Annotated in this window: 9 protein-coding genes; 8 read left to right on the top strand and 1 reads right to left on the bottom strand. The window is 41.0% G+C overall.

Annotation, left to right across the window (positions count from 1 at the left end; genetic code table 11):
• The first annotated feature begins 265 nt into the window (after positions 1–265).
• Positions 266–1,324 (top strand): Rpn family recombination-promoting nuclease/putative transposase, encoded by a 1,059-nt coding sequence (locus H8S51_RS13570; protein WP_186899406.1) that lies wholly within the window; start codon positions 266–268, stop codon positions 1,322–1,324.
• Positions 1,325–1,393: 69 nt separating this feature from the next.
• Here the strand turns inward: H8S51_RS13570 and H8S51_RS13565 are convergent, their stop codons facing one another.
• On the bottom strand, positions 1,394–3,460 hold the full coding sequence (locus tag H8S51_RS13565) for a beta-galactosidase (protein WP_186899405.1): 2,067 nt from the start codon (positions 3,458–3,460) through the stop codon (positions 1,394–1,396).
• A 476-nt stretch (positions 3,461–3,936) separates the two neighbouring features.
• On the opposite strand from H8S51_RS13565, the gene H8S51_RS13560 reads away from it, so the two are divergent.
• From H8S51_RS13560 to H8S51_RS13530, 7 genes are all read left to right on the top strand, one after another.
• Positions 3,937–4,170, top strand: a complete 234-nt coding sequence (locus tag H8S51_RS13560; RefSeq protein ID WP_117921269.1) for a hypothetical protein — start codon at positions 3,937–3,939, stop codon at positions 4,168–4,170.
• Positions 4,142–5,071 (top strand): Ig-like domain-containing protein, encoded by a 930-nt coding sequence (locus H8S51_RS13555; protein WP_186899404.1) that lies wholly within the window; start codon positions 4,142–4,144, stop codon positions 5,069–5,071. The genes H8S51_RS13560 and H8S51_RS13555 overlap by 29 nt, the downstream gene beginning before the upstream one ends.
• A 201-nt stretch (positions 5,072–5,272) precedes the next feature.
• Entirely contained in the window at positions 5,273–7,408 is a 2,136-nt protein-coding gene (locus H8S51_RS13550; protein ID WP_186899403.1) for a glycoside hydrolase family 3 C-terminal domain-containing protein, read from the top strand.
• 95 nt (positions 7,409–7,503) lie between these two features.
• Complete coding sequence (locus tag H8S51_RS13545; RefSeq protein WP_117921266.1) at positions 7,504–8,517, top strand: LacI family DNA-binding transcriptional regulator; 1,014 nt, start codon at positions 7,504–7,506, stop codon at positions 8,515–8,517.
• Between the two features lie 477 nt (positions 8,518–8,994).
• Positions 8,995–10,329 (top strand): extracellular solute-binding protein, encoded by a 1,335-nt coding sequence (locus tag H8S51_RS13540; RefSeq protein ID WP_117921265.1) that lies wholly within the window; start codon positions 8,995–8,997, stop codon positions 10,327–10,329.
• A gap of 127 nt (positions 10,330–10,456) precedes the next feature.
• Positions 10,457–11,875 carry a carbohydrate ABC transporter permease gene (locus H8S51_RS13535; protein WP_117921264.1) on the top strand — a complete coding sequence of 473 codons (1,419 nt, stop codon included), beginning with the start codon at positions 10,457–10,459 and terminating at the stop codon, positions 11,873–11,875.
• On the top strand, positions 11,875–12,720 hold the full coding sequence (locus H8S51_RS13530) for a sugar ABC transporter permease (RefSeq protein ID WP_118210292.1): 846 nt from the start codon (positions 11,875–11,877) through the stop codon (positions 12,718–12,720). The genes H8S51_RS13535 and H8S51_RS13530 overlap by 1 nt, the downstream gene beginning before the upstream one ends.
• Positions 12,721–12,729: the final 9 nt, after the last annotated feature.

Below are 12,729 nucleotides of genomic sequence, written 5' to 3'. Positions count from 1 at the left end.
TATATGGAGAAATTAGATACAGATTTTTTGTACAATACTTACAAATATCATTAAAATAATGTCTTTTTAATGACATATTATAAGCAATATGCTAAAATCCATACAAAGCATGACATTCTGAATTATCTATACAGGCATATATGCCATTCTATCCACAGATCAAAATCGTAAGAATTTTCAATGCTTTTATTATCCACACATTTAAGCAGGGAGAATTCTTAGAATCTGGAGATTTCTCCCAAGCAATACAAAGAAGGAGAAATGAATGGGAACAGCGGATATAGTAACAAAAGAGTATATGAGGGAAAATACCGTATTTGCAGATGCATTTAATTATCTGATCTACAATGGGAAAAAGGTCATTGATCCTGCAAAACTGACGGAAATTGATTCAACAGAGATAGCACTGCCGTTTGGAAATGCAGAAAAAGTCAAAGCAGAGAAAAAAAGAAAAGAGCAGGAAGCAGAATGGAGCTCTGTGAAAAATGAATCGGTAAGAAAGAAAAATACCAGTAGAGTGGGTGTGAAAATGGATGCCGTACAAAAATACCGTGATGTTTTCAAATCTGTGGTAATCAAACAGGATGAAAAAACGTCTTACGTTCTTTTGGGCATCGAAAACCAGACGGACGTGCATTATGCAATGCCGGTCAGAAATGCTATTTATGATGCACTGCAATATGGCAGACAGGTGGCGGATATAGCGGCAGATCACCGTCGGAACAAAAAGGATTTTCCAGGAAAAAGTAATGGCGAATATCTCTCCGGATTTTTTAAAGAAGATCATATCAGACCAGTCATTACCCTTGTGATTCATTTTGGAGCGGAGGAATGGGACGGACCGTTGTCATTGCATGAAATGATGGCGACAAGGGATATGGAAATCCTGAGTTTTGTGGAAAACTATCGGATCCATCTGATCGATCCGGCAAAGTTGACGGAAGAAGAATTAAATAAGTTTTCTACAAGTTTAAAGGAAGTTATGGGGTATATCAAGTATTCAAAAGATAAGGAAAAATTGATGAAATTTTTGCGGAAAGATACCCATAAGACTATAGAAATGAATGCAGCAAGGGTGATAAAGACAATCACAAATACACCAATCGAGGTATCGGAAGAAATGGAGGAGATAGAGATGTGTAAGGCAATCGAAGATCTTATCTTAGAGGGAGAAGCAAAAGGAGAGGCAAAAGGAATGATAGAGATCTGTCTTGAAATGAACTTTTCTAAAGAAGATATTTTAAGGAAGTTACAGGATAAACTTAATATCTCAATGCAGCAGGCAAGTGAATATTTTGAGATATATGGGAGAAAAACAGAGTAGGGTAAAACAGCTGTACCCCCATAAATAAAAGGAGTTACAGCTGTTTTGATAAAATTAATAAAAGAAATGTTACATCTCAACTACGGCAACACCCCATCCGTCGAGATTGATCTTATCTCCACAGGCAATAGCCGTTTCAGAAATCAATTCCACACCGTTTTTTTCGTGATGAACCACAGAAACCGGATCTTTTGAGTAATTCAGGTAGTAGCACAATTCTTTGCCAAAATCGTTGACACCCTTCTTTACGATCAGTGGATAATGCGGTGCACCGGATGACAGATTTCCACCCGAAAAACCGGCTTTAAGCAGGAATGATAAAAGCACGGATTCTAACAGTTCATGATTATCAAACATCGTTCCAAAATAAAGTGTCGAACCATTACCATACTGATTTATTGCTGCAGCAGCATAGCGTTCGTATGCCGGATGGCTGTATTTTAATACCGGTATGGCGGTATCACAGGTGATAAGCTCCATCCATTCACTTGCAGAAGCACATAGGGAAGCAGAATGGTCATCGGAGATTGCAAAGTGTTCTTTGGCGATCGCAGAGATGTTATTCTGAACCGGTGCTATGTCCACATGATGCGGATGTGTAAACTGGTCATAATGAAGTCCCAGACATTTATGCAGCATATGTGGCTGCATATCCGGATAAATTTTTAAATATTCATCCGAGAAACCGCTGCGGAAGGATGTGATCAGGTGTCCGCCGCCTGCTACATAGGAATTCAGTGCAGAGAGCAGTGATTCTGGTGCGCTGTAGAGTGCCGGTACGATCAGACATTCATAACCGGAAAAATCACGTTCTTTAGATGAAATCATATCATACTCAATATTTAAGCGGTAGAGGGCATCTGCAAACCAGCGCATTACAGTGTTGTAGCCGTTTACACCTGTATTTTCCAGAGGAAACTGTGCGAATCCGGTCAGAGAAGCATTGTCAAGCATGATAGCGACCTTATTTTCTTTTTTCAGGTTCTTTAAGTGAGAACCGATCTTTTTCCATTCATTTCCGATAACAACAGCCTCGCGGTAAGTTTCATTTTCTGAAAAATCGTGGGAGAGTACGCCTTTCCAGTAGCTTTCAATCGCATTGTGAATTGAATGCCAGTGCCAGTACATTACACTGTTTGATCCATTTGCGATATGACTGTATGCCTGAAGACGGAGCTGTCCCGGATAAGGAAGCCATGGAGTCATTCCCTGGGCTTCGGTCTCTAAGATCAGATAATTATCTTTTTTCAGGCTGCGTGAGATATTTCCGCATACGGTGATCTCAGCACCAGTCAGTTCCTCGTTGGATGGATGATAAATATCGGCACCTGCAACTGTCATGCAGCGGGCGGCATCGTACTGATCCACTTCAGGCTGATAACCGATGGAATGGGTTGTCCATGCAAAATCAAAGTTCTGGGTGATAAACTGGTCATCACGTTTATATTCGCGGACAATATCAGCCTGCCAGCCCAGAAATTTTGTGACAAGCGAGCGCTGGAATTTACAAAATTCTGCGGCAAGACTCTGGTTGATCGTACCTCTGACATCCGGAAAGTCATCCCAGTCATTTACACGGTTGCTCCAGTAATCAAGTCCGAACTCATGGTTAAAATCATTGATATCCGGAAACTTTTCTTTTAAATAATCTACAAACATTGCCTGAACACGGGGACCGGCAGTTCCATAACTTTTGGTCTCATTATCAAGCTGATAGCCGATCACATGTGGTACATCCTTCACGTGCTCCATCAGAACGCGGATCACGCGTTCGGCATGGGAGAGATAATCAGGGTTTGTGATATCCATATTCTGACGGTGACCGTATCGTTCGCGGCCATTCTGTGTGATCGCAAGGATATCCGGATATTTTTTTACCAGCCATGTCGGTACGGCATAGGTCGGTGTTCCGACGATCACGGAAATATGGTGGCGTGCAGCAGCGTCTAACATTTTATCAATATGTGTAAAATCATACACCCCTTCTTTTGGCTCTAAAGTGCTCCAGGTCGATTCTGCGATACGGATGACATTCATCCCTGCTTTTTCCATCATCTCCATATCTTTTTCCACACGGTCATATGGTAGATATTCGGAATAGTATGCAGCTCCAAAATAAAGTTTTTCTGTTTTCATATTGCCCTTTCTTTTCATGATATCTGTAAGTGTTATACACAAAGCAACCGCTTGCGCAAATATAGTATATCATTCAGAAATTTGTATGTAAACCATAATGCTGTAATGCAACAGATAAAAAATCGCAAATGGCTGTAAATGCATGAAAAAAAGTATATAAAGCGGAAAAATAAAAAAATAAAAGCATATTTATTCAAAAAAATATAAAAAAAACTGCGCAATAATGTAGTTTGATCGCAACAAGGAAGATGATAAAACGTGAAAAATACTAAAAATAAACGATAAAAATTAGTAAAAAACACCAAAATAAAAACAAAATATATTGTAATAAATGAATAAAAAGGCGATAAAAATATTGTTGAAATATGTTAATTGTAAATAAAATATGAAATATTTATAATTGAATAATCGGTTGCGCAAACGGAAAATATTTATGAATAAATATATTTGCGTAAAAAGAAGAAGGGAGAAAGAGGATGAAACGAAGGTTTATAAGTGGACTGCTTGCCGGTATGATGGCAGTTTCACTGCTTGCCGGATTGCCGGAACCGGTGAAGGTGTCGGCAGAAACAGTTTCCGGTATGGAAAATGCAAATTTTGATTTTGAGGATGGACTGACCGGATGGGACACAACCGGAACGGTCACGGAGGAAACTTCAGGTGCACAGGGAGGAAGCAAATATGTGCATCTGGAAGACAGTAAAAGATAAGGCACCGGTCGTCGTTTCGGTTGATAAGACAGCATTAAATGCGCAGATTGCCAAAGCTGAAAAAATAAATGCATCAGACTATACAGAAGAAAGCTATAAAGTTTTTGCTGAGGCACTTGCAGCAGCAAAAGAGGTGGCAGCAAACGAAAAGGCAACGCAGGATGAGATTGATGCGGTTACAGAAAGATTAGCTGCAGCAGTCGGTAATCTGAAAGAAAAAACAGCGGATACAGAAAAACCAGCGGATACAGAAAAGCCAGGTGATACAGAAAAACCGGCAGATACAGAAAAGCCAGGTGATACAGAAAAACCGGACAATATAAAGAAACCGGCGGATACAGAGAAACCAGATAATACAAAGAAAAACGTGAAAGTACAGAAAATTACGATCACACCGGGACAGTATTCTCTGGCAGTTGGGAAAAAACTGACCCTGAAGGCAACCGTTGGCCCGAAGAAAGCGACGAATAAAAAAGTTGTATGGTCATCTTCGAATACGAAATATGCGACGGTAAACAGCAAAGGTGTTGTGACAGCAAAGAAAGCCGGAGCAGGAAAAACAGTTACGATCACGGCAAAAGCAGCGGATGGAAGCGGTGTTCGTGCCAAAGCCAAGATCAGGATCATGAAACATACAGTTACAAAGATCACATTACAGGCAAAAGCTAAAACAGTGAAAGCCGGTAAGAAGATAACTGTGTATGCAAGAGTAAAAACAAATGGAAAGAAAGCCAATTCAAAGATTGAATGGACTTCTTCAAACAACAAATATGCGACAGTAAACAGCAAAGGTGTTGTGACGGCAAAGAAAGCCGGAATTGGAAAAACAGTTACGATCACGGCAAAAGCAACCGATGGAAGTGGTAAGAAAGCAACCATAAAAATCAAGATCAAAAAATAAGTCAAAGAGACTGCGGTATGAAAAATGCCGCAGTTTTTCTTTTGAAAAAATATCTATGATTTGTCGGGAAAAATACTGTAAAATATAGTGTAGACAGTTATACTCTTATTCATTAACATAAATGAATAAGCAATGTTTTTTGCAGGCTGCCAGAGAATAAAGCCTGACATTAAAACCGGTATAAGTATGGAGGATGGACATATGGAACTGAATCATAATAAAGAAAAACTTGACAATTATAGAAAACGTGCGGCAGAATTGGTCGGTAAAATGACACTGGAAGAAAAAGTGGCACAGACCCTGTATCAGGCACCGGCGGTGGAACGGTTAAATATAAAGGCATATAACTGGTGGAACGAGGCACTGCATGGTGTGGCAAGAGCCGGCACAGCAACAGTATTTCCGCAGGCGATCGGTCTGGCTGCAACTTTTGACGAAGATCTGTTAGAACAGGTCGGGGATGCGGTGTCAACGGAGGCAAGAGCCAAATTTAATATGCAGCAGGAAGGAAAAGATACAGATATTTATAAAGGCCTGACTTTCTGGGCGCCGAATGTCAATATTTTCCGCGATCCAAGATGGGGCAGGGGACATGAGACTTTTGGGGAAGATCCGTATCTGACCAGCCGTCTTGGAGTACGGTATATTGAAGGCTTACAGGGACATGATGAAAATTATTTAAAAGCGGCTGCATGTGCGAAACATTTTGCAGTTCACAGCGGACCGGAGGTGGTGCGTCATGAATTTGATGCCAAGGTGACGGAACAGGATTTAAGGGAAACATATCTGCCGGCATTTGAAGCATGTGTAAAAGAAGGAAAAGTAGAAGCAGTAATGGGGGCCTATAACCGGACAAATGGAGTTCCGTGCTGTGGAAACAAACGTCTGCTGAACGATATTCTGCGAAAAGAATGGGGATTTTTGGGACATGTGACATCTGACTGCTGGGCAATCAGGGATTTTCATGAAGGACATCATGTTACAAGCACCGCGATCGAATCGGTTGCGATGGCAATGAATAATGGCTGTGACTTAAACTGCGGTACATTGTTTGGCTTTCTGGTTCAGGCGGTAAGACAGGGACTGGTCAAAGAAGAACGTTTAGATGAGGCTGTCACAAATCTTTTTACGGCAAGAATGAAACTGGGTGTGTTCGATAAAAAAGAAGAAAACCCATATGATAAAATTCCTTATCTTGCCGCAGACAGCAAAGAAATGAGAACTTTCAATGAAGCAGTAGCAAAACGCACGATTGTCCTGTTAAAAAATAAGGAGCATATATTACCGCTTGATAAAAATAAAATAAAAACGATCGGTGTGATCGGGCCGAATGCAGACAGCAGACGTGCGTTAGTTGGCAATTATGAGGGAACTGCGTCACGTTACATTACTGTGTTAGAGGGAATTGAAGATTATGTCGGCGATGATGTGAGGGTGCTCTATTCAGAGGGATGTCATCTTTATAAGGATCGTACCAGCAATCTGGCACAGGAGAATGACCGCATGTCGGAAGTGCTTGGTGTATGTAAAGAGAGTGATGTGGTTATTGCAGTACTTGGGCTCGATGCAGGTATTGAGGGAGAAGAAGGAGATGCAGGCAATGAGTATGGCAGTGGTGACAAACCGGATCTGAATCTTCCGGGACTACAGGAGGAAATTTTAGAAGCAGCAGTATCCTGTGGCAAACCTGTTGTTTTAGTCCTGTTATCAGGAAGCGCGCTTGCGGTAAGCTGGGCGGATGAACATGTGGATGCGATCATACAGGGATGGTATCCGGGCGCAAGAGGCGGAGCGGCGATTGCAGATATTTTGTTTGGAGAAGCAAATCCGGAAGGAAAACTGCCGGTCACATTTTACCGTACCACGGAAGAACTGCCGGAGTTTGAAAACTATTCCATGAAGGGAAGAACTTACCGTTATATGAAACAGGAGGCATTATATCCGTTTGGCTATGGACTTTCCTATACGGAGTATACGTATCAGAATATCAGGTTTTTAGAGCAGAGACCAAAGACCTCTGATGGGGTAACGATCGGTGTGTCCGTAAAAAATACCGGAAAAATGGATGGTATCGAGACGGTACAGGTTTACGTGAAGGCAGAACATTCTGATATGCCATATGGACAGTTGAAAAAGATCGTAAAACTTCCACTTCACGCAGGAGAAGAAAAAGAAATTCACATCCGCTTAGAACCGGAGGCGTTTATGCTGTATGATGAGAAAGGAAAGAAGATCCTGCCGTCTGGAAACTTCCGGATATTTGTCGGAGGTATGCAGCCGGATACGCGTAGCGAGAGGCTTGCCGGAAAAACGGTAAAAAGTCTGATACTGGAATAAAATTAGGAAAAAAATAGGATTGATTTTTGCCCCTGGTTGTACAATAATAAACTTAGTTGCGCAACTAAGCGCAAAAAAGCGAGGGATAAGAGTTTATGGATAAGGGGTCAGAAAAAAATATTACGATTGCGGATGTGGCAGAGGCACTTGGGGTATCAAAGACAACCGTATCGCGTGCAATCTCCGGCAAAGGACGGATCGGTAAGGAAACGAGAGAACGTGTTTTAGCATATATAGAGGAGCATGACTATAAGCCAAATGTGATTGCGAAAGGGCTTGCACAGTCTAAGACTTATAATATCTGTGTTGTCATGCCGGGAGAGTATGATGTGGTGGATCTTACATTCTTTCAGGAATGTCTGTTTGGCATACAGGAGATCGCTGGAAGCATGGAATACGACATCCTGCTTTCTATCTGTATGACAAATGATATATCTTCTTTAGAGCGTATCATTGCTAACCATAAAGTGGATGGTGTGATTTTGATGCGGACTTTTGTGGAAGATGAGCAGATCGAGTTTTTACAGACAAAAAATGTACCGTTTGTCACGATCGGAAGTACCAGTACCAATTATAAAGGTGTGATCCAGGTAGACCACAATCACAAGAGCGCATGCAAAGAACTTACATCGATCATATTGATGAAACAAATGGAAAAAATTGCGCTGATCGGCGGCAATGAGGAACATGTGGTCACACAGAGCCGTCTGCGGGGATTTCGCGAAGCATATGCAAAGATGGGAAAAGAGTTAGATGAGGACCTGATGTTTTTAAGCCAGGATAATCAGGTTTTGGTGGAAAAAGCAGTCAAGGAAGCGTTGAACCGGCAGGCAGACTGTATTCTATGTATGGATGATGCTGTCTGCAGCCGTGTTTTAAAAACACTCCGCCAGCAGCATGTCAAAGTACCGGAAGATGTCCGGGTGGCATCATTTTATAACAGCATGGTACTTGAAAATAACGTACCGTCGATCACATCGCTGTCATTTGATGCGAAAGAACTTGGAATGGTAGCATGCAGAACACTGCTTGATCTGACGGAGGGACTTGAAGTAAAAGAACGCACATTACTTCCATATGAAGTGGTACTCAAAGAATCGACAAAGTAAATACAGACAGGAAAATCTATGGATAGATTGAAGTTATGAATTTGAAATGGGCGAAGCACAGGAAAATGAATGTGTTTCGCTTTTTTTTTACAGAAAACTGTTTTGCTGGGCAGATATACCCAGTTTATATCTTTTGAAAATGTTACCAAATCTGCCCCCAAAATCACTGGTTCAAAAATTGCAAAAAAAGAGCTAAAACATCCATAAAAAGCATGTTACATAATTGAAAATGCACGAAAAATCGATGGTTAACGGTTGCGCAAAAGTCGAATATGAAAAAAATAAAAGAAAGAGAAGAAAATAATATTGTGCAAAATTGCTAAAAAATGGTCGGATTTATTATAAATAGTGGACATTGACACAAGTATGTAACAGAGATATACTCTAACCATAGAACAACCGATTGCGCATAGCGCAACACGAAAAAGCGTTCTAAAAGAACATTTTTTTCTATCAAGGAAAAGGGAGGATTTTCAAATGAAGAAAAAAGTCATCAGCACAGTATTATGTGCAGCAATGGTAGCTTCCATGTTCGCAGGATGTGGAAACAAAGCCGCAAACAACAGCACAGCTGACAACAGCGCAGCAGAGAGCAGTGATGCAGCTGCAACAACAGAAGCAGGCGATGCAGCTGCAGAGACAGAGGCAGCATCAGCTTCCGATGATGCAATCGCAAATCTGATCGCATCTACAGATGGAACCGTAGATATCCAGTTATGGTGCTCAGAACTTGAAGCTTATCAGAATGTTATGAAAGAGCTGACAGACAAATTCAAAGAGCAGTACTCAGATGTAGATTTCAACATCACAATCGGTGCTGTATCTGAGGCAGATGCCAAAGATAAGATTCTTGAGGATATTGATGCGGCAGCAGATGTATTTGTATTTGCAGATGATCAGGTAAATGATCTTGTAAATGCAGGTGCGCTTCAGGAAGTGGCAGCTACATATACATATGATCCGAAAGAAACAAACTCAGAGGCAACTGTAGCAGCAGCTACCAAAGACGGAAAACTTTACGCTTATCCGTTAACAGCATCAAACGGTTATTTCTTATACTATGATTCAAACATCTTCTCTGAAGAGGATGTGGCTTCCTGGGAAAATCTTACAGCAAAAGCGGAAGAAGCAGGAACAAAAGTTGGCATGAATGTAGCAGATGGATGGTATCTGTATGGATTCTTCTCTGGTGCAGGCTGTGAACTTTCCATGAATGAAGATAACTCAAATAATTGTGACTGGAACTCTGAGACAGGTCTTGCAGTAGCACAGAGCATTGAAAATATCACTTCTTCTCCGGCGTTTGTAAGCGTACAAGATCAGGATGCAATTACCATGTTAAATGACGGTACACTTGGCGCATATGTTTCCGGTACATGGAACACCGGATCTTTTGAAGCGAAATACGGTGACGGATATGCAGCATGTAAATTACCTACTTTCGATGTAAATGGAACAGCTACACAGATGGGATCTTATGCAGGATACAAATTCGTAGGTGTGAACTCCCATGCTAAAAATGTTGGCTGGTCAATGCTCCTTGCTGAGTATCTCACAAATGAGGAGAGCCAGTTAGCAATCGGTAACGCTACATCAGAGGGACCGGCTAACACAGTAGCAGCAGCTCAGATTGATTCCCCGGCACTTGCAGCACTTGCAGCGCAGTCAGAGTTTGCAGATCAGCAGGTTGTAGGCAATAATTACTGGGATCCGGCAAAGGCACTTGGACAGAATCTGGTTGACGGTGCAACAGATCTTCAGGCTGTACTTGATGATGCAGTAGCTGGTATTACACAGCCGGTAGCTGAATAATCAAAATATCTGTAAAACTCATATTTCCACATGACCTGACAGACAGGTCATGTGGGGATTTTTAAAAAGAGAAAAGTTTTTGTTACCGAAACAAAAATTCTCATTCACGCGCATAGGGAGTGAATCTATGAAAACATTTTTAAACGCAATCAAAAAATACTTTGTCGATTTCGGAACAGCAGTGGCAAAGGGAGATATCTGGTGCAAGCTTTCACTGCTTGTTATGGGTGCCGGATACTGGGGACGGAAACAGATCGTCAAAGGTGTCTTAATAACAGCCCTTGAAGTGGTAGTGATCCTGTTTACAGGAATGTTCTCTATCAATTATATTAAGGATTTAAATACACTTGGTACCGTTCAGTATGAGTCCGTATTTGATCCGCTGACCTTGAAAAATACTGTTAATGATTACGATAACTCATTGCTGATCCTGCTATATGGTATTATTGGTGTTCTCGTAATCGTAGCATTCATATTTTTATATATAAGCAATATGAAAGCTGTTTACCGGCTTCAGCTTATGAAAGAAGAGGGAGAACATGTCAATACATTTGCAGAAGATATAAAATCTCTTTTCAATGGTAAGTTTTATATCACATTACTTACCCTGCCGAGTATCGGTGTTATTATGATGAACATTATACCGATCATTTTTATGTCCTGTGTGGCATTTACCAATTATGATATGGATCATATGCCGCCAAACTACCTGTTTACATGGGTTGGACTTAGAAACTTTAAGAATATGTTTACAGGCGGCACCACGATCACATTCTCCTATGCATTCGTAAGAATTCTTGCATGGACAATGATCTGGGCAGTATCGGCAACATTTACAACTTTCATCGGTGGTATTCTTTTGGCAAAGTTGATCAACCATGAAGATACACATTTTAAAAAAATGTGGAGATCACTTTTTGTTGTGACAATCGCGATTCCACAGTTCGTAACATTGCTTCTTGTAAGCAAAATGTTCAGCGACCACGGTATTGTAAATACATTATGTTCCAACATCGGTCTGACAGGCTGGTTACAAAGCATCGGACTTGTTTCAGGAAACTATATTCCATTTCTCTCTAAACCGGGCTGGTCTCATGCAATGATCATTCTTATTAATATCTGGGTCGGTGTTCCATATCAGATGCTTTCCGCTACCGGTATTCTGATGAATATTCCGACAGATCAGTTGGAGAGCGCACGTATCGATGGTGCAAATAAATGGCAGATCTTCTGGAAGATCACAATGCCGTATGTATTATTTATCTGTGGACCATCCCTGATTCAGAGCATCATTGCAAACATCAATAACTTTAACGTTATATATCTGCTGACAAGTTCCAATGCAACAGCAAACATGGCATTTGCAAACTCTAATGCAAAAGAGACAGACCTTCTCATTACATGGCTGTTTACATTGACCAACGATAACTCAAACTATAAGATGGCATCGGTAATTGGTATTATTTCATTTGCTATCTGTGCGCTTCTTACATTGCTTAGCTATACAAGAATGATCAGTGGCGATAAAGAGGAGGTGTACCAATAATGAAAAAGAAAACATGGAAAATCATTGTAAGACATTTAGTACTTGCTCTTTTGGCAATCATCTGGCTGATTCCGATTGTATGGCTGGTTGTAACATCCCTTTCCACTACAAAGGGTGTAAGTTATCAGCACTTTTTCCCGGAACACTGGACACTGGCAAACTATCATCAACTGTTCTTCAAGACAGATACAGCAGCAAACTTCCCTGCATGGTTTAAAAATACTTTTATCGTAGCATTTTTTACCTGTATCGTTTCATCCGCTTTTGTACTGATGGTCTCTTATGCATTCAGTTGTATGAGATTCAAGGCGAGAAAACCTCTGATGAGCTTTTCTATCATTCTTGGAATGTTCCCAGGTGTACTTTCCATGATCGCTGTTTATTTTGTTTTAAAAATGATCGGACTTACCGATTCACTTGCAGGTCTGGTTATCGTATATTCTGCAGGTTCGGGACTTGGGTTTTTAGTATTGAAAGGTTTCTTTGATACCATCCCGGTTTCACTGAGAGAGGCTGCCCGCTTAGAGGGTGCTTCCGAGGCAACAATTTTTGGAAAAATCATTATTCCGCTGTCAAAACCGATGATAGTATATACGATTATCAACTCTTTCCTGAATCCATGGATGGATTTTGTTCTGGCACGGATCATGATCAAGTCGAAAGATTCGGCAGACTGGACAGTTGCGATCGGTCTTTATAACCTGTTACAGAAGACTCTGATCGGAGATTACTTCGCAATCTTCTGTGCCGGTGGTGTAATGATCGCAATCCCGATTTCCATTCTCTTCGTAGTGATGCAGAAATTCTATGTTGAGGGTGTTACCGGCGGAGCTGTTAAAGGCTAAATTGCGGGA

Origin of the sequence: Roseburia rectibacter, from assembly GCF_014287515.2 — a bacterium.
Lineage (GTDB): Bacteria > Bacillota > Clostridia > Lachnospirales > Lachnospiraceae > Roseburia > Roseburia rectibacter.
The sequence above is the reverse complement of the archived record's forward strand: the minus strand, read 5'-3'. Positions and strand labels throughout refer to the sequence as shown.

What these genes read in the sequence shown, in the direction of transcription:
- H8S51_RS13535 (WP_117921264.1), top strand. Translation starts at nt 10,457, where the DNA reads ATGAAAACATTTTTAAACGCAATCAAAAAATACTTTGTCGATTTCGGA.
- H8S51_RS13555 (WP_186899404.1), top strand. Translation starts at nt 4,142, where the DNA reads ATGTGCATCTGGAAGACAGTAAAAGATAAGGCACCGGTCGTCGTTTCG.
- H8S51_RS13565 (WP_186899405.1), bottom strand. Translation starts at nt 3,460, where the DNA reads ATGAAAACAGAAAAACTTTATTTTGGAGCTGCATACTATTCCGAATAT.
- H8S51_RS13570 (WP_186899406.1), top strand. Translation starts at nt 266, where the DNA reads ATGGGAACAGCGGATATAGTAACAAAAGAGTATATGAGGGAAAATACC.
- H8S51_RS13550 (WP_186899403.1), top strand. Translation starts at nt 5,273, where the DNA reads ATGGAACTGAATCATAATAAAGAAAAACTTGACAATTATAGAAAACGT.
- H8S51_RS13545 (WP_117921266.1), top strand. Translation starts at nt 7,504, where the DNA reads ATGGATAAGGGGTCAGAAAAAAATATTACGATTGCGGATGTGGCAGAG.
- H8S51_RS13560 (WP_117921269.1), top strand. Translation starts at nt 3,937, where the DNA reads ATGAAACGAAGGTTTATAAGTGGACTGCTTGCCGGTATGATGGCAGTT.
- H8S51_RS13530 (WP_118210292.1), top strand. Translation starts at nt 11,875, where the DNA reads ATGAAAAAGAAAACATGGAAAATCATTGTAAGACATTTAGTACTTGCT.
- H8S51_RS13540 (WP_117921265.1), top strand. Translation starts at nt 8,995, where the DNA reads ATGAAGAAAAAAGTCATCAGCACAGTATTATGTGCAGCAATGGTAGCT.